22 protein-coding genes are annotated in these 24,129 nt (G+C 64.1%); 14 read left to right on the top strand and 8 right to left on the bottom strand.

Annotated elements, in window-relative coordinates; genetic code table 11:
* Positions 1 to 32 precede the first annotated feature (32 nt).
* The 6 genes from E1956_RS31510 (at position 33) to E1956_RS31485 (ending at position 7,663) form a co-directional block, all read left to right on the top strand.
* On the top strand, positions 33 to 1,286 hold the full coding sequence (locus E1956_RS31510; protein ID WP_134756605.1) for an aromatic ring-hydroxylating oxygenase subunit alpha: 1,254 nt from the start codon (positions 33 to 35) through the stop codon (positions 1,284 to 1,286).
* A 13-nt stretch (positions 1,287 to 1,299) separates the two neighbouring features.
* Entirely contained in the window at positions 1,300 to 2,448 is a 1,149-nt protein-coding gene (locus E1956_RS31505) for an FAD-binding oxidoreductase (protein ID WP_134756603.1), read from the top strand.
* A gap of 284 nt (positions 2,449 to 2,732) precedes the next feature.
* Positions 2,733 to 3,596: a glycine betaine ABC transporter substrate-binding protein gene (locus tag E1956_RS31500; RefSeq protein WP_134756601.1), complete on the top strand. Its 864-nt coding sequence runs from the start codon at positions 2,733 to 2,735 to the stop codon at positions 3,594 to 3,596.
* A gap of 903 nt (positions 3,597 to 4,499) precedes the next feature.
* Positions 4,500 to 5,669: a quaternary amine ABC transporter ATP-binding protein gene (locus tag E1956_RS31495; RefSeq protein ID WP_134756600.1), complete on the top strand. Its 1,170-nt coding sequence runs from the start codon at positions 4,500 to 4,502 to the stop codon at positions 5,667 to 5,669.
* Positions 5,662 to 6,558, top strand: coding sequence for a choline ABC transporter permease subunit (gene choW, locus E1956_RS31490; protein WP_134756598.1), 897 nt, complete (start codon positions 5,662 to 5,664; stop codon positions 6,556 to 6,558). Before E1956_RS31495 ends, choW begins: the two co-directional genes overlap by 8 nt.
* Positions 6,559 to 6,670: 112 nt before the next feature.
* Positions 6,671 to 7,663: a GlxA family transcriptional regulator gene (locus tag E1956_RS31485; protein ID WP_134756596.1), complete on the top strand. Its 993-nt coding sequence runs from the start codon at positions 6,671 to 6,673 to the stop codon at positions 7,661 to 7,663.
* A gap of 39 nt (positions 7,664 to 7,702) precedes the next feature.
* Here E1956_RS31485 and E1956_RS31480 read toward each other — a convergent pair whose 3' ends face one another.
* On the bottom strand, positions 7,703 to 8,815 hold the full coding sequence (locus E1956_RS31480; protein WP_134756594.1) for a GlxA family transcriptional regulator: 1,113 nt from the start codon (positions 8,813 to 8,815) through the stop codon (positions 7,703 to 7,705).
* 225 nt (positions 8,816 to 9,040) lie between these two features.
* On the opposite strand from E1956_RS31480, the gene E1956_RS31475 reads away from it, so the two are divergent.
* Positions 9,041 to 9,451 carry a hypothetical protein gene (locus E1956_RS31475; protein ID WP_335930010.1) on the top strand — a complete coding sequence of 137 codons (411 nt, stop codon included), beginning with the start codon at positions 9,041 to 9,043 and terminating at the stop codon, positions 9,449 to 9,451.
* A 770-nt stretch (positions 9,452 to 10,221) separates the two neighbouring features.
* Here E1956_RS31475 and purU read toward each other — a convergent pair.
* Both purU and E1956_RS31465 read right to left on the bottom strand, forming a co-directional pair.
* Positions 10,222 to 11,100: a formyltetrahydrofolate deformylase gene (gene purU / locus E1956_RS31470; protein ID WP_134756592.1), complete on the bottom strand. Its 879-nt coding sequence runs from the start codon at positions 11,098 to 11,100 to the stop codon at positions 10,222 to 10,224.
* A gap of 154 nt (positions 11,101 to 11,254) precedes the next feature.
* Positions 11,255 to 11,749 (bottom strand): molybdopterin-dependent oxidoreductase, encoded by a 495-nt coding sequence (locus E1956_RS31465; protein WP_134756590.1) that lies wholly within the window; start codon positions 11,747 to 11,749, stop codon positions 11,255 to 11,257.
* A 350-nt stretch (positions 11,750 to 12,099) separates the two neighbouring features.
* Between E1956_RS31465 and E1956_RS31460 the strand changes: the two genes are divergently transcribed.
* Complete coding sequence (locus E1956_RS31460) at positions 12,100 to 13,458, top strand: sensor domain-containing diguanylate cyclase (protein WP_134756588.1); 1,359 nt, start codon at positions 12,100 to 12,102, stop codon at positions 13,456 to 13,458.
* Positions 13,459 to 13,536: 78 nt separating this feature from the next.
* On the opposite strand, the gene E1956_RS31455 is transcribed toward E1956_RS31460, so the two are convergent.
* Positions 13,537 to 13,935, bottom strand: coding sequence for a hypothetical protein (locus E1956_RS31455; RefSeq protein WP_134756586.1), 399 nt, complete (start codon positions 13,933 to 13,935; stop codon positions 13,537 to 13,539).
* Between the two features lie 350 nt (positions 13,936 to 14,285).
* Positions 14,286 to 15,527 (bottom strand): cystathionine gamma-synthase family protein, encoded by a 1,242-nt coding sequence (locus E1956_RS31450; RefSeq protein ID WP_134756584.1) that lies wholly within the window; start codon positions 15,525 to 15,527, stop codon positions 14,286 to 14,288.
* A 194-nt stretch (positions 15,528 to 15,721) separates the two neighbouring features.
* Here E1956_RS31450 and E1956_RS31445 point away from each other — a divergent pair, with 194 nt between their 5' ends.
* Positions 15,722 to 15,904 (top strand): helix-turn-helix domain-containing protein, encoded by a 183-nt coding sequence (locus E1956_RS31445; protein WP_154671437.1) that lies wholly within the window; start codon positions 15,722 to 15,724, stop codon positions 15,902 to 15,904.
* A 39-nt stretch (positions 15,905 to 15,943) separates the two neighbouring features.
* Here the strand turns inward: E1956_RS31445 and E1956_RS31440 are convergent, their stop codons facing one another.
* From E1956_RS31440 to E1956_RS31430, 3 genes are all read right to left on the bottom strand, one after another.
* The gene (locus E1956_RS31440) at positions 15,944 to 17,164 is read right to left on the bottom strand and encodes an AraC family transcriptional regulator (RefSeq protein ID WP_232071912.1); all 1,221 of its coding nucleotides are present in this window, start codon (positions 17,162 to 17,164) and stop codon (positions 15,944 to 15,946) included.
* Positions 17,165 to 17,224: 60 nt separating this feature from the next.
* A complete protein-coding gene (locus E1956_RS31435) occupies positions 17,225 to 17,797 on the bottom strand; it encodes a cytochrome b (RefSeq protein WP_134756580.1) in 573 nt (190 codons plus the stop codon).
* Between the two features lie 66 nt (positions 17,798 to 17,863).
* Positions 17,864 to 18,448 (bottom strand): DUF1571 domain-containing protein, encoded by a 585-nt coding sequence (locus E1956_RS31430; RefSeq protein ID WP_134756578.1) that lies wholly within the window; start codon positions 18,446 to 18,448, stop codon positions 17,864 to 17,866.
* Between the two features lie 163 nt (positions 18,449 to 18,611).
* On the opposite strand from E1956_RS31430, the gene E1956_RS31425 reads away from it, so the two are divergent.
* The 5 genes from E1956_RS31425 (at position 18,612) to E1956_RS31405 (ending at position 24,129) form a co-directional block, all read left to right on the top strand.
* Complete coding sequence (locus E1956_RS31425; protein ID WP_134756576.1) at positions 18,612 to 19,091, top strand: SRPBCC family protein; 480 nt, start codon at positions 18,612 to 18,614, stop codon at positions 19,089 to 19,091.
* 166 nt (positions 19,092 to 19,257) lie between these two features.
* A complete protein-coding gene (locus E1956_RS31420; protein WP_134756574.1) occupies positions 19,258 to 19,737 on the top strand; it encodes a ferritin-like domain-containing protein in 480 nt (159 codons plus the stop codon).
* 30 nt (positions 19,738 to 19,767) lie between these two features.
* The gene (locus E1956_RS31415) at positions 19,768 to 20,748 is read left to right on the top strand and encodes a Vgb family protein (protein ID WP_232072152.1); all 981 of its coding nucleotides are present in this window, start codon (positions 19,768 to 19,770) and stop codon (positions 20,746 to 20,748) included.
* A 30-nt stretch (positions 20,749 to 20,778) separates the two neighbouring features.
* Positions 20,779 to 21,465: an ABC transporter ATP-binding protein gene (locus E1956_RS31410; RefSeq protein WP_134757916.1), complete on the top strand. Its 687-nt coding sequence runs from the start codon at positions 20,779 to 20,781 to the stop codon at positions 21,463 to 21,465.
* Positions 21,466 to 21,468: 3 nt separating this feature from the next.
* Entirely contained in the window at positions 21,469 to 24,129 is a 2,661-nt protein-coding gene (locus E1956_RS31405) for an FtsX-like permease family protein (RefSeq protein WP_134756572.1), read from the top strand.

Raw genomic sequence — 24,129 nt, 5'->3', positions numbered from 1 at the left:
AAGAACCAGGGATGAAAAATCCGGAGCAAACGATGAACGTATCGGCAGACATTCGCGCGCTGGTTGAGCGGCGCCAGGCGGGTTACAGCCTCGAGGCACCCTTTTACCGCAGCGAGGACATTTTCGCGCTCGACATGGAGGCGATTTTCCGTCAACACTGGATTCAGGTGGCCACGGAACCGGAACTTCCGGAGCCGGGCGACTACGTAACGGTCGAGCTGGCCGGCGAGTCGATCCTGATCGTGCGCGACGACGACATGGAAGTGCGCGCGTTTCATAACGTGTGTCGCCATCGCGGCGCGCGGCTGTGCAACGAGCAGAAGGGGACGGTGGGCAACATCGTCTGCCCGTACCACAGCTGGACCTACAACCTGACCGGCGAGCTGATGTTCGCCGAGCACATGGGCGAGCAGTTCGACCGCTGCAAGCACAGCCTCAAGCAGGTCCACGTACAGAACCTGGCAGGCCTGATTTTCATCTGCCTCGCCGACGAGCCGCCCGCCGACTTCGAGATGATGCGCGCCGCGATGGAGCCGTATTTGCTGCCGCACGATCTGCCGAACTGCAAGGTGGCCGCGCAGATCGACATCGTCGAGAAGGGCAACTGGAAGCTCGTGATGGAGAACAATCGCGAGTGCTATCACTGCGTCGCGAACCACCCCGAGCTGACGATCTCGCTCTACGAATACGGCTTCGGCTATCAGCGCTCGGACGCGAACGCGGAAGGCATGGACGCCTTCGAGCGCACCTGCGTCGAACGCGCGAAGCAGTGGGAAGCATTGAACCTGCCGTCCGTCGAAGTCGAAAAGCTGCTCGACGTGACCGGCTTTCGCACGCAGCGCCTGCCGCTCGACCGCAGCGGCGAATCGCAGACGCTCGACGCCAAGGTCGCATCGAAGAAGCTGCTCGGCGAGTTCCGCACGGCCGATCTCGGCGGCCTCTCGTTCTGGACGCAGCCGAACTCGTGGCATCACTTCATGAGTGACCATATCGTCTCGTTCTCGGTGATTCCGCTCTCGGCTGGCGAAACGCTCGTGCGCACGCGCTGGCTCGTGCACCAGGACGCGGTGGAAGGCGTCGATTACGACGTGGCGAATCTCACCGCCGTCTGGAACGCGACCAACGACCAGGACCGCACGCTGGTGGAGTATTCGCAGCGCGGCGCGGGTAGCAGCGCCTATGAGCCGGGCCCGTACTCGCCGTACACCGAGGGTCTCGTAGAAAAATTCACGGCCTGGTATGTCGGCCGTCTTGCCGAAAAGATCGGCGCCCTGGTGCGCGAGTAGAGCGGAGTTTGACATGATGCGAGATGCGGCCCAATTCGATCCCACGGACAGCCGGGTGACGCGCCCGGCCTTCTGGGGCACGCTGGCGGAGCGCTGGACCAGCGATGCCGAGGAGACGCTCGTGTGCTGCCATGTGCGGCAGGAAACGCACGACGTAAAGAGCTTTTTCTTTCGTTCGCCGCAAGGACGCACCTTTTCGTTCGAGCCGGGACAGTTCGTTACGCTCGAACTGGAGATCGACGGCGAGCCGGTGAACCGGTGCTATACGATTTCGTCGTCGCCGGCGCGGCCGCACACGATCTCCATCACAGTCAAGCGCGTGCCGGGCGGCAAGGTGTCGAACTGGCTGCACGACAACCTGCAGCCGGGCGCGTCGATCCGCGTGCTCGGGCCGGGCGGCGAATTCACCTGCGCGCGCCATCCGGCCAACAAGTACCTGTTCCTTTCCGCGGGCTCGGGCATCACGCCGCTGATGTCGATGAGCCGCGCGCACCACGATCTCGCAGAGGATCGCGACATCGTGTTCGTGCATAGCGCGCGCACGCCCGACGACATCATCTTCGCGCGCGAGCTCGAGCTGATCGCAGCTAGCCATACGCACTTCCGCACCTCGTTCGTTTGCGAGCGGGTGGGCGCGCGCACCGCATGGCCCGGCGTGACTGGCTTTCTCACGCTGCCGCTGCTGAAGCTGATTGCGCCGGACTTCATGGAGCGGGAGATCTTCACCTGCGGGCCCGCACCGTACATGAAGGCCGTGCGCGACCTGCTCGAGGAAGCCGGCTTCCCGCGCGAGCGCTATCACGAAGAGAGCTTCTCGTTCGAGACGCTCAACGCGAGCGAGCCCGAGACGCAGGCCGAGGCGCTGGCCGAAGCGCCGGCGCAAACGGGCGATGAAGCCGCGACGTTCAAGGTCACGTTTGCGAAGAGCAATCGCGAGATCCAGTGCGGCACGAACCAGCACGTGCTGGAGGCCGCGCGCCAGGCCGGCGTACGGCTGCCTTCGTCGTGTGCGCAGGGCATGTGCGGGACCTGCAAGGTCAAGCTGGTCTCGGGCCAGGTGCAGATGAAGCATAACGGCGGCATCCGGCAGCGCGAAATCGATCAGGGCATGGCGCTGATGTGCTGCTCGAAGCCGCTGTCCGATCTCGTGATCGACAAGTAACGCACGGCAAGGACCAGACGAACACGTTGCCCGGCGCGTGGCGTCCGGGCGCGCGCTGGGTGCGCGCATGTCGCCGACGCGCATGTCGCCGACGCGCATGTCGGCGCCGTGCATGTCGCAAAACGCGCATGTCGCAAAACGCGCATGTCGCAAAACGCGCATGGCACCTAAGCGCATGTCGCAGAACGACAAGTTAGCGTCGCAAATCATCGATAACAACAGATTGTGGCGGGGGAATCTGGAGATGCACGACGGGTGCGTGTCCAAATTAGAGGAGATCGACCGTGAAGCTGCTGCAAAAACTGTTGTGGACCGGCGTGATGTCGGCGATGGTGACGTTGAGTGGTTCGGCGTTCGCGGACAGCAAGCCGACGCTGAAGATTGGCTACGTGGAGGGGTGGGACGACAGCGTGGCCACGTCGAACGTGGCGGCGCGCATCATTGAGAAGCGCTATGGCTACCAGGTGCAGCTGGTGCCGGTGGCGGCGGGCATCATGTGGCAGGGCGTGGCGCGCGGCGATCTGGATGCGACGCTTTCCGCGTGGTTGCCTGTGACGCAGGGCGCGTACTGGGCGCAGTTCAAGGACAAGGTGGTCGATCTCGGGACGAACTTCCCGGGTGCGAAGATTGGGCTTGTGGTGCCTGATTACGTGAATGCCAAGAGTATCGACGATCTCAATGCGCAGAAGAGTGCGTTTGGTGGGCGCATTGTTGGGATTGATGCTGGCGCAGGCGTGATGAGGAAGACCGACGAGGCGGTCAAGCAGTATGGGCTTGATTATTCGGTTATGCCGAGTTCGGGGAGTGCCATGACGGCTGAGCTGGCGCGCGATGTTAATGCCAAGAAGCCCGTTATTGTGACGGGCTGGACGCCGCATTGGATGTTCGCCAAGTATAAGCTGCGCTTTCTTGAGGATCCCAAGGACGTCTATGGCGCGGCGGAACACGTTGATAGTGTCGTGAATCCGGATCTGGAGAAGAAGGCGGCGCCTGTGGTCGCCTTTCTTAAGAAGTTTCAGTGGAAGCCGGGTGAGATCGATAGCGTGATGCTCGCTATTCAGAATGGGGCTAAGCCTGAGGCTGCAGCGGATACTTGGATCGCCGCGCATGGCGATCGGGTTAATGATTGGGCGCAGGGGGCCCAATGAGGGCCTGACTTTAAGGTCTTTCAGTAATGAGGGCGGCGCCGCCCTTCGCAGGCGTGGAATAGCGCGCTTTGCGGGCCGCCCTTGATTGCTGGTCTGTGCTTTTGCGCCTTTTGATTTGGCCTTAACTTGTATTCGCGGCGGGCCGCAGGCGTTGCCCCTGTGCGGGGCGGCACCTACTTTTCTTTGCAGCCGCAAAGAAAAGTAGGCAAAAGAAAGCGGCTCACACCGCCAGTGTGACGCCGTCCCCCACTGCCCTGTAAGTCGGAGCGGCTCCGGGGCATCCGTCGCCTCGCACACTCCGCGTTAGTGACAAGGGGCTCATTCTTCCCGCCACGCGCTACGCGCGGGCGGAAAGGTCTGCATGGAAAACCGGGCGTGCCGGCCGGCGAATGCGCGGCAATTCTGCCGACCAAATACGCTGGAGTCCTACGAATACGCATAAATCCCACTGGTTTTGGTTATGCACCACGGGGCGCGGAGCGCCGCCGGATGGATGAGCCCTTAGTCACTCCGGGTGACGTCGCGTGGTGACAGACGCTCCGGAGCCGCTCCGATATAAGGCGAGTGGTGAACTGCGTCACACTGGCGGTGTGAGCGGCTTTCTTTTGCCTACTTTTCTTTGCCGCGGCAAAGAAAAGTAGGTGCCGCCCCGCACAGGGGCAACGCCTGCGGCCCGCCGCGAAAACAAGTTAAGGCCAACATGCAAAGGCGCGAAAGCGCAAAAAATCGCGAATGCGCTGAAATCTATATGAAAGCGCAAAAGCGCACGATCAGCAGCCCCCATCGATCGTGTCGTTTTTTCATAAGCTCCTGTCGCAAATAGCCATCCCGGCGGGGTTTTTTCTGGCAACTATGTAGTTACACAGAGCGGGCGGGCGCCTGCATGACGAGGAGATGGAGTCGATGAAATCGCCAAAGATCGTAGTCGATGGACTATGCAAGGTTTTCGGGCCGAACCCGAAAGTGGCACGCGAGCTGCTTACGAGCGGCGCCACCAAGGACGAGATGTTCGCGAAAACCGGTTATGTGCTTGGCGTGAATAACGCCTCGTTCTCGGTGAACGAAGGCGAGATTTTCGTGCTGATGGGGCTCTCGGGCTCCGGCAAGTCCACGCTCATTCGCCTCATCAATCGTCTCGTCGAGCCCACCGCGGGCAAGGTCGTGATCGATGGCCGCGATATCGCCGCCGTCAAGAAGCGCGAGCTGGTCGCGCTGCGCCGCACCGACATGAGCATGGTGTTCCAGTCGTTCGCCCTCATGCCGCAGCGCACGGTCCTCTCGAACGCGGCCTTCGGCCTCGAAGTGGCCGGCGTCGGGCGCAAGGAGCGCGAGCAGCGCGCGCTCACGGTGCTCGAACAGGTCGGCCTCGCGCAGTTCGCGCACAAGCTGCCCGCCGAGCTGTCCGGCGGCATGCAGCAGCGTGTCGGTCTCGCGCGGGCGCTCTCGGTCAATCCCTCGCTCATGATCATGGACGAGGCCTTCTCGGCACTCGACCCGCTCAAGCGCAAGGAAATGCAGAACGTGCTGCTGCAACTGCAAAAGGAGCAGCGCCGCACGATCATGTTCGTCTCGCACGATCTGGAAGAGGCGCTGCGCATCGGCACCCGCATCGCCATCATGGAAGGCGGCCGCATCGTCCAGATCGGCACCCCGCAGGAAATCATCAGCAATCCTGCTGATGAATACGTGCGCGCGTTCTTCGACGGCGTCGACACGAGCCGCTATCTCACCGCAGGCGACCTGATGCAGCGCGAGGCCGTGCCGCTCATCCGCACCCTCGACAAGACGAGCGTGGCCGCCTCGCTGAACGGCAGCAACGAATACGCGTTCGTGCTCGACGCGCAGCGCCGCATCAGCGGCTTCGTCACGCGCGATGCTATCGGCGTGGACAAGCCCTCGTTGCGCAAGGTCGAATGCATTTCGCGCGCCGCGCCGCTCGAGCAGGTCGTCTCACGCGTGTGCGCGACCAACACCGCATTGCCCGTGGTCGACGATGAAGGCCGCTATTGCGGTTCCATCGATCAGGCCGCCGTCCTCAAGGTCATTACGCGTAACAGGGGTGCCCATGTCTGAGCTCATTCCACTCGGCCAATGGGTCGATCAGTCGGTTCATTATCTGCTCGACCACGATGCCAACACGTTCGATGCCATCGGCCGGACGATCGAAAGCTTCGCCAGGCTCATCGAACAAGGCCTGCAAATCGTTCCCATGTGGGCCATGATGGCGTTTTTCATCGCGCTCGGGCTTTGGCGCGTGGGCTGGCGCTTCGCAATCTTTGTCACCGCTTCGCTGCTGCTCATCTATGCAACTGGCTTCTGGGACCAGATGATCGTCACCCTGGGGCTCACGCTTTCGTCGACGCTCATTAGCCTCGTGCTGGGCATTCCGCTCGGCATCTGGACGGCCAAGAACAAGCTCGTGCATACCATCGTCAGGCCGATTCTCGACCTGATGCAGACGATGCCGGCCTTCGTCTACCTGATCCCGGCCGCGATGCTGTTCGGTCTGGGCCGCGTGCCCGGCATTCTCTCGACGGTGATCTTCGCCATGCCGCCCGCCGTGCGTCTCACGAGCCTCGGCATCAAGCACGTGAACCGCGAGATCGTGGAAGCGGGCCATGCCTTCGGCTGCACGCCGTGGCAACTGCTCTACAAGGTGCAGTTCCCCAATGCGTTGCCGTCAATCATGCAGGGCGTGAACCAGACCATCATGATGGCGCTCTCGATGGTGATCATCGCCTCGATGGTGGGTGCGGGCGGCCTCGGCAACGACGTGCTCGCGAGCATTCAGCGTCTGGACATCGGCCTCGGCTTCGAGAGCGGGCTTTCGGTGGTGCTGCTCGCCATCATTCTCGACCGCATTACCGAGAGCTTCGGCCGCGCGCCGGGTGCCGCGAAGGCGCCGCTGTTCTCGGGCGTCAAGCAGTTGTTTCGTCCGCGCGCCGTAGTGGCGCAGGCCTGAACGGCGCAGCATCTGCCGTAATCGCAGTTGTCTTATCGGGTGGACCGGCTCGCGCCAGCGGGCCGGTTCTTCGTTCTCAGTCTGTGCAGGTTTGTCTCCATAGGGGCGCAATGTGACGTCCGGCACCGCCGTGGCCGCCGAAGCACCAAGGGCGGCTTCTTCGCTGCAGCATTTCGGGTTCCTTACATTACCGAACTTTTCGATGATCGCGTTTTCGAGCGCCGTCGAAGTTTTGCGCATGGCCAACTACATCGGGCGCGGTGATCTCTACCGCTGGTCGGTCTACACGCTCGACGGCGCGCCCGCCCGCGCGAGCAACGGGATTTCGGTGCGTCCGGCCCAGGCGCCGGACCCGGCCGATCTGCCCGACGTGATGATCGTTTGCGGCGGCATTCGCATTCAGGAAGCCGTGGACGATAACGTGCGCGCCGCGCTGAACGGCTTCGCTGAGCAGGGCATTCCACTCGGCGGCATCTGCACGGGCGCCTACGCGCTGATGGCGAGCGGCCTGCTCGACGGCTACCGCTGCGTCGTGCATTGGGAGAATCTCTCCTCGCTGCACGAAAGCTTTCCGCACGTGCAATTCGCCGACGAGCTCTTCGTGGTCGACCGCGACCGGTTGACCTGCACGGGCGGCACGGCGCCGCTGGACCTGATGCTCGATCTGGTGGGCGCGCGCTTTGGCCAGCAGATGGCCGCGAAAGTGTCGGAGCAGTTCATTCTCGAGCGCATTCGCGGCGCGACCGACTTGCAGCCGATTCCCGTCGACGCACGCGTGGGCTTCTCGCGCGCGGAGCTGGTCGAGGTCGTGCGGTTGATGGAGGCCAATATCCGCGAGCCGCTTTCGCTCGAAGAGCTTGCGCGCCTCGTGCGGCTTTCGCAGCGGCATTTGCAGCGCATGTTCAAGGCCTATCTGAACGTGTCGCCCACGCACTACTACCTCACGCTGCGCCTGAAGCGCGCGCGCGAGCTATTGCGCACGACCGATGCGTCGATCGCGCGCGTGACGGCAGTCTGCGGGTTCAATTCACCGTGCCATTTCAGCAAGGCGTATCGCGTGCAATTCGGCCATGCGCCGAGCCACGAGCGGCGTGGGGCGGAATGAGAAGCTCGCCGCGTGGTGCGCGGCGAGTGTGCGTATTAGTTAGTGCAACGAAGAAGAGGCAGGCGTGCTGGTTTCGCCCGCCACGAGCGGGTCGTTGCGAAAGAACGCGTCGAGGTCCGCCATCTGCGAGGGCTCCTGCCCGCTGCGCTGCTCGCGGAACATGATCGGCGGCACGCCGAACTGCTTGCGGAATTCGCGTCCGAGATGCGAGGCGTCCGCGAAGCCGCAGCTCGACGCGATATCGGCCACGGTGCGGTCCGAGCTCGTGAGCAGCCATGCGGCCGTGCGCAGGCGCAGCACGTTGGCGAACGCGCGCGGGCTCTTGCCCGTCTCCGCCTTGAAGAGCCGTTCGAGCTGGCGCGGCGAGAGATTGAGCTTGCAGGCCAGCTCTTCGAGCGGAATGTTGCGTCCAACCTGTTGCTCCATCAGCAGGATCGCGCGCTTGACCTTCGGATGCGTGGCGGGCTCGAGGCCCGGCGGATGCGGCTGGGGCGCGTTGCCCTTTTGCATTTCGCCCACCAGCAGGATGCGCAGCGCCTTTTGCACGGTGGCGTGATCGAAGTGGCGCAGCAGGATCGCGGCGGCCACGTCGATCGACGCGCGCCCGCCCGAGCAGGTGATGCGGCGGCGGTCGATCACGAAGAGCCGGTCGGCAACCAGTGCATCGGCATTCACGGTGGGAAAGCGTTCAATGAAATCCCAGTAGTGGAACCAGCTCACGCAGATGCGGTGATCGGCCAGCACGCCCGCGCGCATCAAGGCGAACACGCCGGTGCAGATGCCCACGACCGTGGTGTTGCCCGCGGCCGCGCGGCGGATGTAGCGCAGTGTTTCCTCGCTCGCCTGCGGGCCCGAATGCAGCAGGCCGCCTACCACCACGAGGTAGTCGACGGGCTCGGCATCCTCGAAGGTCTCCCATGGCGTGATCTGGATGCCGCAGCTCGCGCGCACCGGCGCGAGCGTCTCGCCGATCACGCGCCACGAGCAGCGCACGGGCTTGCTGTAGTCGCCGTCGTCGGCCGAGAGGCGCAGCATGTCCACGAAGCCCGAAAACGCGGTGAGCGTGAAATTGGGCAGCAGCACGATGCCGAAGCGGATGCGCTCCTTGGGCTGGGCATCGGGCGAGGGAACGATCGGTAGCGGGTCGGACATGGCGGCGGCTGGCTCAGGAATACGCATGCGAGGAACGTCTGCGGCCCGGACATGCGCAAAACCCGCGGCGATGCAGTTCGCTCAAGCGTCGCCGATCCGGCGTGCGCTCACTTGTGATTATGCGTCAGGTATCTGCGTCAAAGCGAAATTTCGGGGCGCCGGCGCGGCCCGTGGCGCGGGCGTTCCGCGGCCACGGCGCATTTGTTCTATCGGCTTGGCGCCGCGTTGGCGACACTCGGCGAGGCGTGGCAGCGGGTGCCGCGCGCCGGCCGCTCAGGGCCGCTTCAAGCCGACTCCAGGCCACTCCAGGCCGAATTGAGCCGAATCCAGCTGATTCACGCGAAAAGGTCCTCCACCGTGTCGCACGTGCCGCGCGCCAAAACCGTCGATCTCAATCAGCGCGCCAGTCTCGGCGACGCCGCCGCCGCGCTTGCGCTGCTCGAGCAAAGCATGGCGCGGGGGCACCAGCGCATCGGCTTGCTGCGCTATCTGCGGGCGCGCTGCCTGGGCGCCGCGCTGGAAGGGCGGCATCACGACTATGCGCAGCGCGTGACGGCGAGGCTCAGCGAGGTGGCGCTCGCCGGGCTCGCGCAGGAGGCGCAGCGCCGCCATCTGGGGTGCCAGGAACAGCTTTAGTTTGGTGTGCGGTTTTTCTGGGGGTGTTGGCCTTAACCTGTATTCGCGGCGGGCCGCAGGTGTTGCCCCTGTGCGGGGCGGCACCTACTTTTCTTTGCCGCGGCAAAGAAAAGTAGGCAAAAGAAAGCCGCTCAAACCGCCAGTGTGACGCCGTTCACCACTGCCCTGTAAATCGGAGCGGCTCCGGAGCGTCTGTCACCACGCGGCGTATAGCGGAGTGACTAAGGGCTCATCCATCCGGCGGCGCTACGCGCGCCGTGGGGCATAACCAAAACCGATGGGATATACGCGTATTCGTAGGACTCCAGCGTATTCGATCGGTGGCTCGCCCACGCATTCGCCAGCCAGCATGCCCGTGCATTCACCGGTTAGCACACCGGCGCATTTACCAATCAGCACGCCAACGCAATTGCCGGTCAGAACCCCAGTGCATTTACCGGTCAGCACCTTCGCACACTTACCGGGTGGCTCCCCAGCGCATTCGCCGGCCCGCCCGCCTGGTTTTCCTTGCAGACCCTTCCGCCCGCGCGTAGCGCGCGGCGGGAAGCATGAGCCCTTTGTCACTAAGGCGGAGTGTGCGAGGAGACGGATGCCCCGGAGCCACTCCGATATACAGGGCAGTGGTGGACTGCGTCACACTGGCGGTGTGAGCCGCTTTCTTTTGCCTACTTTTCTTTGCGGCTGCAAAGAAAAGTAGGTGCCGCCCCGCACAGGGGCAACGCCTGCGGCCCGCCGCGAATACAAGTTAAGGCCAACGCCGCAAAAAAAAATCAAAGCACGACCGTGCGCCCGTCATTAATGAAAACGCGACGCTCCAAAAACGCCTTCACGGCCCGCCCGAGCGTCACGCACTCCACATCGCGGCCCACGGCGAGCAGCCGTTCCGGATCGCACGTGTGATCCACGCGCTGCACTTCCTGCTCGATGATCGGGCCTTCATCGAGATCGTCGGTAACGAAGTGCGCCGTCGCGCCAATCAGCTTCACGCCGCGCACGTGCGCCTGATGATAAGGGCGCGCGCCCTTGAAGCCAGGCAGGAACGAATGGTGGATGTTGATCGCGCGACCAGCGAGGCGCTTGCTCGTTTCGTCGGACAGAATCTGCATGTAGCGCGCGAGCACGAGCAACTCGGAGCCGCTCGACTCGAACAGATCGAGGATCGCGGCTTCCTGTTGCTGGCGCGTCTCCGGCGTGACCGGCAAGTGCCGGAACGGCAGCCCGTGCTGGCGCGCGAGCGGCTCGAAATCGGGGTGGTTCGAGGCGATGGCCGCAATGTCCATCGGCAGCTCGCCCATGCGCCAGCGGAACAGCAGGTCGGCCAGGCAGTGCTCGAGCTTCGAGACGAGAATCAGCACCTTGGGCCGCACCTGCAGATCGTGGATCGCCCACGTCATCTCATGCGTGCGCGCCGTGGGCTCGAATTGCTTGCGCAGGCTCGCGAGGTCGAGCTCGCCGTTGGATCCCGGAATCACTTCGTGAAAGACGCAGCGCAGGAAGAAGCGCGAGCTGATGTCGTCGTCGAAGACGGTCAGCTCGTCGATATAGCAACGATGCCCGTCCAGAAAACTGGCGACGGCGGCCACCTGTCCGGCGGCGCTCGGGCAGGACAGGGTCAGGACGTACTGGTGTGAGCGAACATCGTTGGACATGCGAGAGTCTCCAGGTGTCGTAAAGCCCCTCATGCGGCGTGTCATTCGCGCATTGGGGCGATGCCTGGAGTAAGCCATTTCTTGGGCGCGCACACATAGAACGCACGCGCTATGTTGCGGGTACGGAAACGCCAACCGTTGCGCGGGGTGCGCTTTACGGCGCGAGCACCCGCACGTCGATGCGCGCGAGGCGCTTGACGTGGCGCGGCGCGGGCACGAGGTCCGCGCCCGAAAACAGCACCGGCGCGCCGTCTTCCTCGGCGAGGGGCGCGCCGCCGCATTCGTAGGCGACTATCACCTGCTTGCCCACCGGTGTGTTGAACAGCTCGTGCCACGTGAAGGGGACGGCGTAGCCGTCATGGCCGCTGGCCACGAAGACCATGCGCTTGAAGTCGCCGTGCGCTTCGCAGCGCAGCCCCGCGTCGCCGAGCAGTTCCGTGAGCAGGACGCCACGGTAAGGCTCGATGGTGCGAATGAAGCGCTGGGTGGTGTAGCAGCGCAGATCGAACGGCGCGCTCGTCACGGCCGGATACGCGCGCAACGCGTCGAGCGAGAGCGTCAGAGGGCGCAGCACGCTGCCCGTGAGCCGCAACGTGGCAGAAGCGTCCGCGGCGTGGGCGGGCGGGGCGGTGGGGTGTGCGAGGTCCATCGTCGGGTCTCCGGGCCGGAATGCGGCCAACAGGCGGATCGGGAGCTGGGTCGATATGATCGCACGTATACTACGGTATCGGGCGTGGGTTTTCCCATGCCCGCGGGATCATGGCGGTTATTTCCCTCCGCTTATTGGCTTATGGGGGCCGGAACTTCGGGAAACAAATGGGTCTTGATGGATGACGCCGGCGCTGTTCGGTATGCTCGGAAGAACCCTATATATCGTCGTTCCGGCTTGCAGAAGAATAGGCGAAAGATATCGTCACTCGATGCGGTTTCGCGCAAGTCGATGCCGCTGTTTTACAGACCGCTTTCTCTCGATCCTGATAATTTCGAGGAATGAGCAAGATGAATAAGTGGCCAGGCTCGGTTCAGGATTTTGTCAACGAAATTGCCGCGAGTGTCGCCGTTATCGCTTACAACGCGGCGGGTGAACTCATCGTGACGGCCTGCAATGACAGCTTCCTTGACATGACAGGCATACGGCGCCAGTGGACCCACAGTTCTCCCGTGGCGTTCGATGCGGTGATACCGAGCTACGCGCGCTCCGAGTTTCGGGAAAAACTCCGGCAGTGCTTTACTACGGGCACTGCGCAAGAACTGGAGCAGGTCTACGATCTGAAAGGCGGAACCCGCTGGTGGCGTTTGTCATTGAAGCCATTGCGGCATGCGGAAGAAGGCTATGTGGCGCCGCAAATCCTTGTCACGGGTCTCGATATCACGCAAAGAATGGAGTTGATGCGTGCGCTGGAAGTGAGCACTTCGCGCTTCCGGTCTGTTGTCGATGCGGCTTATGACGCCATCATCACGATGGATCAGCGACATAATATTACTTTATTCAATCACGCTGCGGAGAAACTCTTCTGGTATGAGGCATCCGAGATGATTGGAGAGCATATTGAACGCCTCATTCCAGAGGAATATCGGCCCAATCACGCTCAGTATGTCGATCAGTTTGCACGTTCGCCTATTCGTTCGCGAGAGATGGATGAGCGCAATCGTGTGTTTGGGTTGCATCGCGACGGATCGTTGTTGCCGGCCGAAGCGGCAATTTCCAAAATAAATGTCGATGGGGTGATCGAATTTACCGCGGTGATCCGGGACATCACAGATCGCATGCGTTTGATGGACTTGTTCCAGAAGCAGGCCATCACGGACGAATTAACGGGTTTGCCAAACCGCAGGCAATTTATCGACGCAACCCGGGCGATGATGGAGTCGGATGAAATACTGTCCGTGTTTATACTCGATGTCGATTATTTCAAGAAGATTAACGATACCTATGGTCATGACGGCGGGGACGAAGTGCTGCGTGCCCTCGGAAAGGCAGGGACGGCGACCAGTCGCCAGATGGATATTTTTGCGCGATGGGGCGGCGAGGAATTCGTCGCGGCGCTGCCGGGGACGGATGCGGAGCAAGCGCGGGAGATTGCAGAAAAACTGAGGTCGATTTTCGAAAATCAGGACTTCGCGCACACCTGGCAGATTGGCAAGATACCCGCGTTTACCGTCAGTATCGGTGTCGCGACACGCGCCCCGGGCGAAAGCGACCTGGATGCCATCCTCCGGCGCGCGGATGAAGCGCTTTACCGGGCGAAGAACGCGGGTCGAAATCGCGTAGAGGTCAACGGGCTGACGGCGGACGCCAGCCAGCATCGGCCGGTTGAAGGCGCGTCAACCCGTCAGCAGCCACGCGAACCGGATTGAGGACGCAACGATGCGCCTCGCCGCGGGAACGGATCGCCCGGCTCGCAGCCATCAGGGCAAGCGAGTGCTCGCGCTGGCTCAATCAGATTGCGCGTCAGTAGGGCCGCCAACCCTCGGATGGGTCCTTCGGCAGATTTCCCCGTTATACCCGTTCGTCAGGCAGATCTCCGGGAGACTACCTGGCTGGTTTCCCGAAACAAGCGAATAGTGCTCGATACCGCTGGCGGGTTCATGCTTGCCGTCTGCCGTCTTGATCATTACGGTCAAGTCGAACGATTTCAGGCGTTTGATCATCTCGGCCGGTTCTACGGCGGGAGTCGTCTCGCGCAGTTGCGCGACAAGTGCCGCGATGGTCAGGTCAATCGCGTCGCCACCGACTTCGACGGATGGGTCACCTGCATGTATCGCCAACCAGATGTATTTAATCCATGCAGCATCCAGTTGATGCGCGAACATAGGCCAATATTTTTCATCCATGTTGGATTCCTAAGTAAATGCATGATCGACGAGAGGTAAGCAAACGCAACGCGAGCGCGTGCATTTTCAGAGCCAGATGCAAGTCGTGTCTATGCGAAGATCAACGGGTGAAGGCCGAAGATACGGTGTTGCTTCAAGCTAGAATAGATTATTTGGACGATTTTTCAATTGTGCTTACCCTTGCGGACTTCGCACCAAAATGAAACCCGCTCTCGCACCAGCGTGAGCGGCGTCTATATCAATCAAGAACGAGATGTTTTAAAAGCTTGGCATAGAAGGGCCCGGGGGCAGTCCGAATGCAACACCGCACCGCCACGCCAGCCCCATTCACAAGATCAATGACGTGAACCTCACGCCGCCAGCTTGAGCGCCTGCGAGAAGTCCTCGATCAGGTCGTCGATATCCTCGATGCCCGCGGACAGCCGCAGCATGCCGTCGGAGATGCCCATCGTCTTGCGCGTTTCCGCGCCGGCTTCGAAGAAGATCGTCGGCGCAACGGGAATGATGAGCGTGCGGGTGTCGCCGAGACCGGTTGCCTTGATCGGCAGCTTGAGCGCGTTGACGACCTCGATCATGCGCTCCGTGTTGAGCAATTCGAACGACAGCAGCCATGACGCGCCCTTGAACAGCGCCTGCGCGACCTCGTATTGCGGATGGCTCTTCAGGCCCGGGTAGAACACCTTGCCAATGGCTTCGTGCCCTTCGAGAAACTGCGCCAGTGCGAGCGCGTTGTCGCTGCTTTGCTTCACACGCAAGGCGAGCGTTTCCGCGCCCATCGCGATCGTGTGCGCCTGCTCGGACGACAACGATGCACCCATGTCTCGCAGGCCTTTCTTGCGAATCTGCAACAGCCCCTGCTCCTTCGCCGCCGAGCGCCGGTAGTCGTCGGCGATATTCGGATACGTGCTCCAGTCGAACAGCCCCGTGTCGGTCACCGCTCCGCCAAGCGCGGCGCCATGGCCCGCGATGGTCTTCGTCAACGAGTTGATGACGAGGCTCGCGCCAACTGCCTTCGGCTTGAACAGGGCGGGCGAGGTGATCGTGTTGTCGACGACGTACGCGATGCCGTGCTCGCGACACACGTCGCCGATGCCCTGCAGGTCGGGAATCTGCGTGCCCGGATTCGCGATGGTTTCGACGAACACCATGCGCGTATTCGGGCGGATGGCGTGCTTCACGTTCTCGACGTCGCAGGCATCGACGGTCGTGACTTCGATGCCGAGCGTGCGCAACGTGCCGAACAGGCTGTTGGTGTTGCCGAACACGTAACGGCTCGACACGAGATGATCGCCCGCGCGCAGCAGCGTGAGGAAGGTTGCCGTGATCGCGGCCATGCCGGTGCTGAAGCAGATCGTGCCGGCGCCTTCTTCCAGGCGGGTGATCTTGCGCTCGAGCGCGGCGGTGGTGGGGGTGCCCTGCCGCGCGTAATTGAAGCCGCCCTTCTTCGTGCCCTGGAACACGCCGATCAGATCCTCGACGCGCTCGAAACCATATTGCACGGACGTATGAATCGGCTGATGCACGCCGCCGTGCTCAGAGCCCGTGATTCTGTCGCCGTGAACGATATCCGTGGTGAAGCCTTGCTTGCTCATTCCGTCTCCGTTGCTCAAGTCGATTGCGTCCGGTGATTATCTCCTGTAACCGTTGGGTCGCGAAATCTCGACTGGCGCCGGCGCACTCGATCCTTCCTGTTCACAACTCGCCGATTTCGGGGTTCAATCGCGATCGGTTATGACAAAATGTCCCCCCGACCCTCGAAGACATGGGACATTTTGTCAATATCGCAATGAAGCCTGCCGACCTTTCCTATGCTTTGGCGCGCCTCGGCTGGACCCAGGTGACCTTCGCCGAATACTCGGGCTATGACCGCCGGACCATCGGTCGATGGACCCGCGGGGAATCGGCCATTCCGCTGCTTGTCGAAAGGCACCTCGATCTCCTGCTCGCCATTCGTGATCGATTGCCCTGATGGACGGTTTCGGATCTTGCCTGAGTCGTGAGCCCCGGGTCAGGCGGCGCGGTGGCCTTCCGGACGGCCCGACCAGCTCGCCCGCACCAGCGCCGCTTCCTCCAGATCCAGTCCTTGCAAGTCCGCATCGAGTCGCTCGCCCGGAAACCAGTCCTTGTACGTCCGCACCTCCTGCGGCGCGAAGCCATAAGCGCGTCGAAATGCGCGCGTAAAGTCCGACGCGCTGTTGAAGCCGACGGACCAGGCAATCTCGGCAATGGGCGCGGCAGGGAAACGCACGAGATCGTCCGCCGCGGCGCGCAGCCGGAGGTGCCGGATGTACGCGTGGAGCCCGCCTTCGTGCTGAAACATCCGGTAAATCGTCGCCCGCGAGAGCCCGAGCGATTCGACCACGCTCTCCGGAGACAGGTCGGACTCGGCCAGATTGGCCTGCACGAACCTGCGTGCGGTGTTGAACGCGATGGCGCGGGCAACGGCGGGTTTGCTCCCGCGTACCCCGGCCTGTGCGCCGAATGCATCGACAATCAATTGAACGATTTCACGCAGGCGCAGAATTGCGCGTTCCAGCGACATCTGCGGGATGTGCGCGGCGAACACGTTCAAGCGCTCCCTGATGAGCTGCGCGGCAGGCTCGTTCGCGCCCAGAACGCGACCGTGCAGCGTGCCGGGGTCGGGGAAGACCTCCTGCAATGCGGTACGCGGCACAAACAGCGTCACGTGCCGGCATGCACCCCGCAGCACATGCAGAGGTTGATCGAAATCGACCGCGAGCACACCGACGTCGAGCGGTGTGTCCACGCGCTTCCCTGGTCGCGTAACGAGTGTCGCGGCGTCGCCGTCCATGACGATGTGAAAGGCGATGGAGCGCGCGTTGTCTTGCGAGATTCGGGCAATCGAGCGTTCGAGTGTCAACGCATCGGTATAGACATTGGCAAAGAGCAATTCTTCGAGCCAGTATGTGTCGATCCGGCCGCGAAAAGGCCGCTCGATTTGCGCACGCGTCGGCACCACGTCCAGGACCTTGCCGATACGCTCGCGCCATGCCAGCAGTTGCTGGTGCACCGGTTCCGCTTGCACATCGAAAGGAACATGAAGGATCCTGCTCCCGGACTCGGGGCTTACGGTGGGATAGCTTTGCCTTTGCGGCATGCTGGGCGCCTTGACGGGATCTGACCGGGCCATTCTACTGGGAAACGCGGCATAGCTAGTGGCGCCAAACGCCGGGCCAGGGCGGCGGAGATTGCCGCGGCGGCCTTGCATTTTTGAATGCCTGCAACGGACCGCCGGGTTATCGAAAAGGTTTTGAAAGGCAACGGCCGGTTATTGGCCCGATCGCGCTTTCCCTACGGGAAACCAGCGAGGAAGCATGGTCGTCAGCACGTTGTCCCTGAGGACGACATGATGGAAAAGCGCCGCGAGGGCGTGAAGTCCCGCAAGCCACATGATGGCATCGCCGAGCAACTTGTGGACCGACGCGAGCCTTGCACCGGCATCATGTGAAGGCGCGAGCAAAGGCGCAATGTCCTTTCCGGCAAGGAGCGTCAGCGGATGCCCTTCGAGCCACGCGCCCGAGATGGCGGTCAGCGGAAGTGCCAGCAGAAGCAGATACAGCGCCGCCTGAACGATCGTTGCCATAACAACCATCCAGCGCGGAGACGCGACGGCCTCGGGGCGCGTATCGGCGGCCCGCCACAGCAGGCGGATGAGTGTCAGCGTGAACACGCACAAACCCAGTGTCTCGTGAAGCCGCCGGTCGAACTCGTGCACCGATGAGTAGACACGCTGCTCCGGTCCGCCAGGCCCATAGATAAACGCCACGAGAACGAGAATTGCCGTGCACCAGTGGAGGAACTGGGTTACCTGGCCGTAGCGTGTGACGGGGGTTTTTATCATGGCGTTTCCAGTGAGATGATGGTTGTTCGCTCAACTAATTTCATTTCAAGGGACGATTGCGCGGGCCTAAGCAAACGGCCTGAGCTGCGACGCCGGCACGTCGATGCGCAGGTCCTCCATGAGCACCGTTTCTATCGGCTCGCGCGAGGCACTCTCGCTCACGACCTTGACGGGCAGCCCTTCGCTGGTATCGAACCATAACTCATAGCGGGACACGTGGGTCATAACGTGTCCGGGCCCGCATGTCACGATCACGTGCGACGCCTGGCACGTGCCGACTATATCCGTACCGGCAACCTGCGTGTCGCCATGCTGTTGAAGCGCCTGGACATTGACGAGCAGTGTGCCAATATCGGACTGGTCGACGCGATGCCCCTGCGGGCTGCGGATCATGCGGCTGTCGGGGCTCAGCACGAGCCGCGGAAACGTGTCGAAACCGAATGGCCAAAGCATGACCTTCCGCGATGCCGGGCTGTAGACGAGTGTCGCGCCGGCATGGGGACGGATGAAGTCCATCCGCACGAAGCCCGGCTTGCGGTAGGCGTAGAGCACCTCGACCGGTTCCGCGCCCGCCGATGTCGATATCAGCCGGACCTGATAGTTTGCGAGCGCATCGAAGCGTGCTTGCGCATCGGCAACGAGATCGCGCATCGCCGCCTCCTATACTCGAACGTATTCCCACGTACCGGCCGTCGATGAGGGATGATTTTGGCGCACTGTTACGCACCACGCAATGCTCGCGCGAGTGCACGTGCACACACGGCGCCACCCTGCAAGCACGCGTAGCCGTATCGCAAACAAGGAGAACAGCGCGATGGCGGAATTCCGCTTGACCACCGTGTGGTGCATCGAGGCGCCGGTGCAGCCGGTGTGGGACGCGATCCACGATTCGCTTCATTGGCCGGGCTGGTGGAAGAATGTCGAAGCGGTGCGCGAGTTGCAGGCGGGCGGGACCGACGGCCTGGGCGCCGTGCATCGCTACACGTGGAAGGGGGTGCTGCCCTATCGGGTGATCATCGACGTGCGCGTGACGCGCGTCGCGCCGCTCGTTGCGCTGGAGGGAGAGGCCAGCGGCGCGCTGGAAGGCGTGGGGCGCTGGCACTTCGCAGCGGACGGCGACCGCACGGTGGTGCGCTACGACTGGCACGTCAGGACGGCGAGTGCCTGGATGAACGCGCTCGCGCTTGCGCCGCTCGCGCGGCTGGCGTTCCGCTGGAATCACGATGCCATCATGCGCGAGGGCGGTCTCGCGCTCGCGCGCCTGCTCGAGGCGCGTCTTGTCGATATCGAATAGCGGCGCGGGCGACAATCCACGACATACAGCGCACGACGCACAGCGTCGAACCGCGATAAGTGCAACAATCGGATCCATCAGCGCACTGGCAAACGCTTTCTGCGAGACGGGGGTGTGATGAACGTCCCCATGCTCACTTTCTTACGCTGCCGAGGCGGGAGGCAACATGACTGAGATCGAGAAGGAACCGGTCGTCGCAGTGCTGAACAAGATCCTCGAATCCGAGCTGGCCGGCGTGGTGCGGTACACGCACTATTCGTTCCTGGTGTTCGGATTCGCCCGCATTCCGATCGTCTCATGGCTGCGGCAGCAGGCGGACGAATCGCTCGTGCATGCGCAGCAGGCCGGCGAGTGGATCACGACGCTCGGCGCGTATCCGTCGCTCGCCATCGGGCCGCTGCTCGATTCCCATACGTTCGATATCGGCTCCATCCTGCGCGAATCGCTCGAAGCCGAGCAGATCGCGCTCGGTCATTACCGCGAGCTGCTCTCGCTCGTGGAAGGCCGCGCGGTCGCGCTCGAAGAGTACGCGCGCCAGATGATCCAGGTCGAGGAGCTGCACGTGGGCGAGGTCGACAAGATGCTGCGCCGCCCCGGTTCGACCACAACTTCGCCGCAGCGCGGCATGGGCACCGCCGCCGAGTAGTGCCGCGTTTGTCGGAACAATGCGATGAAGATGATATGGCTCAGCGCGGCGCTCGTCTGCGCCGCGCTCGCTGGCGGGATCGCGCACGCGCAGCAGCCAGCGCCTTTCGACAGCTTCGCGGTGCCGCGAGGCAGCGCGCCGCATGACGTCGCGCCGTCGCCCGACGGCACGGTCTGGTACACGGCGCAGGCGCAGGGCGAGCTCGGCAGACTGGACCCGCAGACCGGCAAGATCGTGCGGGTGCCGCTTGGCAGCGGATCGGCGCCGCACGGCGTGATCGTCGGCCCGGACCGCGCGGCGTGGGTCACCGACGGCGGGCTGAACGCGATCGTGCGCGTCGATGCGAAGACGCTGGCCGTCACGCGTTTTGCGCTGCCGCAGAATCGGCCCGACGCCAACCTGAACACGTCCGTGTTCGACAAGCAAGGGCACCTGTGGTTTACGGGGCAAAACGGCATCTATGGCGAGCTCGATCCGCAGCACGGCACCCTGCGCGTCTTCGATGCGCCGCGCGGCCGCGGTCCCTATGGCATTTGCTTGACGCCGGACGGCAGCCTGTATTTCGCGTCGCTCGCGGGCAGCTATCTCGGCCGCATCGACCCCGTGAGCGGCACGGTGCAAGTGATCGAGCCGCCGACGCCCGATCAGGGCGCGCGCCGCGCGTGGGCCGATTCGAAGGGCCGCGTGTGGATCAGCGAATGGAACGCCGGCAAGGTTGGCGTATTCGATCCGGCGACGCAGCAATGGCGCGAATGGCGTCTGCCGGGCAAGGACCCGCACGCGTACGCGATCTTTGTCGACGGCCACGACATCGTCTGGCTCAGCGAATGGAGCACGAACGCGCTCGTGCGCTTCGATCCGGGCAGCGGGCGCTTCGATGTCTTCGCGCTGCCGCGCCAGCACGCGAACGTGCGCCAGATGATGGGCCGGCCGGGCGAGCTCTGGCTCTCCGAATCGGGTACCGATCACCTGCTGCGCTACCGGTCCGGCGCGGCCCAGCAGGGCGAATGAGAACGGCGATGGAGGAATAGACGACCGATGATGCTGACGCTCGCCAACGTATCGAAGCACTATGACGGCACCACGTCGCGCAACGTGCTGCGCGGCGTGAATCTCGAACTGCGGGCGGGGGAGTGCGTCGCGATCATGGGCGAATCGGGCGTCGGCAAATCGACGCTGCTCAATCTCGCGGCCGGCCTCGACCGGCCGGATGCGGGACAGATCATGTTCGACGGACACGACCTCGCCACGCTCGACGACGACGCGGCCACGCTGCAGCGCCGCCAGAAAATGGGCTTCGTGTTCCAGGCGTTCCACGTGCTGCCGAACCTCTCGGCGGCGCAGAACATCGCGCTGCCGCTGCTCCTGAACGGCATGCGCGCGAAAGACGTGACGGTGCGGGTGTCGTTCGCGCTGCTGGCGGTGGGGCTCGGCGGGCGCGAGCACGCGCTGCCGCGCGAATTGTCGGGCGGCGAGTTGCAGCGCGTGGTGATCGCGCGCGCGCTCGTGCATCAGCCGCGCCTCGTGCTGGCCGACGAGCCCACCGGCAATCTCGATCACGACACGGCGATGCGCGTCCTCGCGCTGCTGCGCGAGCTGGCGCAAAAGAACGGCGCGGGCGTGCTGCTCGCGACGCACTCGGCGGCCGTGGCGGCGGCCGCCGACCGCGTGCTGCGGCTCACGCCCGACGGGCTCGAGCCGTATGCGCCGGGCACAGGCGGCGTGTAGGCGATGCGTTGGCTCGACGCCGTGCGTCCCTTGCTCGATTCGGTTGCATCACGCGCCTCGGGCCGCGCGGGCGATCGGATGCCCGCTGGCGGCGTTGGCGCGGCGCTCATCGGCGGCGAAATGCGCGCGCATCCGCTGCGCACCTTGATCGGTATTCTCGCGATCGCCTTGGGCGTTGCGATGGGCTATGCCGTGCAGTTGATCAACCGCGCGGCGCTCACTGAGCTGTCGGCCACCGTCAATTCGCTGATGGGCAACGCCGATCTCGAGCTGCGCGGCCCGCGCGCGGGCTTCGATGAAGCGCTGTACCCGCGCATTGCGCGCTTGCCCGAGGTCGCGGCGGCGAGCCCGGTGGTCGAGGTGGATGCGCGCGTCGCGGGGCGTGACGCGTCGTTGAAGCTGCTTGGCGTCGATGTGTTTCGCGCCGGGTATGTCACGCCCAATCTCGTTGGACGTGTGGAGCAGACGGATCGCGCCAGTCGCGCGCATGGCGTGAATGGCTCAAGCGCCCCAAGCGCCCCAAGCGGCGGCCCCCTCGCGCTGCTCGACCCCGATACGGTATTTCTCTCGCCCGCCGCGCTGAGCTGGCTCGCGCTCCAGCCCGGCGATTCGCTGACGGTGCAGGTCGGGCTCGCTTCGGTCGTGCTGCGCGTCGCGGGTGTGCTGCCGGCTTCGGGCGATGCGGTGCGCGTCGGCGTGATGGACATCGGTGCCGCGCAGTGGCGCTTGCAGCGGCTCGGCACGCTGCAGCGCATCGACATCAAGCTCAAGCCGGGCGTCGACGCCGAAGTGTTCGCGCATGCGCTCGCGCCGCGCTTGCCCGCGGGCGTCGCCGCCGTCACGCCGGGCGACAACGCGCACCGCACGTCGATGCTCTCGCGCGCGTATCGCGCGAATCTCAACGTGCTCGCGCTCGTCGCGCTGTTCACGGGAGCGTTCCTCGTCTTCACGATGCAGGCGCTCGCCGTGCTGCGGCGCCGCGCGCAGTTCGCGCTGCTGCGCGCGATCGGTGTGACGCAGCGTGGCGTGCTGTGGCTCGTCGTTTCGGAGGGCGCCATCCTCGGCGTGCTCGGCGCCGCCGTGGGTCTCGCCATCGGCTTCGCGCTCGCGGCCGCCGTGCTCCGCTACGCGGGCGGCGATCTCGGCGGCGGCTATTTCGAAGGCGTCCAGCCGCGTGTGCATTTCGACGCGCTGCCCGCGGCGAGTTTTTTTGCGCTGGGGGTGGCCGCTTCGGTGCTCGGCAGCCTCGCGCCCGCGCTCGAAGCGGCGCGGGCGCGACCCGCGCGGGCGCTAAAGGCAGGCGACGAGGAGGCGCCGACTGCAAGGCTCTCTACCAGGCGGACCGTCACCGTGGCGTTGCTCGCGATCGGCGCCGGGCTCGTAGCGGCACTCTTGCCGCCGGTGGCCGGCTTGCCGGTGTTCGGCTACCTCGCGATCGCGCTGTTGCTGCTGGGCGGCGTGCTCGCGATGCCGGCCATCGCGCGCGCCGTGTTCGCCGTGCTGCCCCGCTCGCGCCATGCCTTGCCGCAGCTCGTGCTCGCGCAGCTCGCCAATGCCCCCGGCCGCGCGACGATCGGCCTGGCGGGCATCGTCACGAGCTTCAGCCTGATGACGGCGATGGCGATCATGGTGTCGAGCTTTCGCGTCGCCGTCGACGACTGGCTGCAACTGCTGCTGCCCGCGCCGCTCTACCTGCGCGCGGCGCCCGGCGGCGACAGCGCGTTCCTGACGCCGGGCGACCAGGCAGCCATCGCGGCCACGCCTGGCGTGGCGCGCACCGAGTTTCTGCGCGCGACGCAAATCTCGCTCGACGCGCGCCTGCCGCCCGTGAGCCTGCTCGCGCGGCCCATCGATGCACGCGATCCCGGCGCGCGCCTGCCGCTGACGACCGCGCCGCTCGTGCCGCAAGCCGGCGACCCGCCGCCGGTGTGGATCAGCGAGGCGGCCGCCGATCTGTATGGGATGCACACGGGTCAGCGCATCACGCTGCCGCTGGCGGGCCAGCGCCTGCCGTTCACGGTGGCCGGCATCTGGCGCGACTATGCACGTCAGTTCGGCGCCATCGTGATCGACACGAACGACTATCGCCGGCTCACTGGCGACACGCGCGTGACCGATGCTGCCCTATGGCTCGCTCCGGGCGTGGCGCCGGCGCAAGCGATCGCGCGCCTGCGCGCCAGCGTGCCCGGCGGGCAGCGACTCGAATTCGCGCAGCCTGGCGAGATCCGCGCCGCGAGCCTGCGGATTTTCGACCGCAGCTTCGCCGTGACGTATCTGCTGGAAGCGGTGGCGGTGATCATCGGACTGTTCGGCGTTGGCGCGAGCTTCGGCTCGCAGGCGCTTGCCCGCACGCGCGAGTTCGGCATGCTGCGGCACATCGGCGTGCTGCGCCGCCAGATTGCGCTCATGCTGGCGATGGAAGGCGCGCTCGTGGCGCTGCTCGGCGTGCTCGCCGGCCTCACGCTGGGCTTGAGTCTCGCGATGGTGCTCGTGCATGTCGTCAATCCGCAGTCGTTTCATTGGACGATGAGCGTGCATATGCCTTGGGGATTGCTGGCGGCGCTGGCGTCGGCGGTCGTGATTGCCGCCGCGCTCACGGCGCTCTTGAGCTCGCGCGCGGCCATGTCGGTCGATGCGGTGCGCGCCGTGCGCGACGACTGGTGA

The sequence above is a fragment of the Paraburkholderia pallida genome, from assembly GCF_004524855.1.
Classification (GTDB): Bacteria; Pseudomonadota; Gammaproteobacteria; order Burkholderiales; family Burkholderiaceae; genus Paraburkholderia; species Paraburkholderia oxyphila.
The sequence above is the reverse complement of the archived record's forward strand: the minus strand, read 5'-3'. Positions and strand labels throughout refer to the sequence as shown.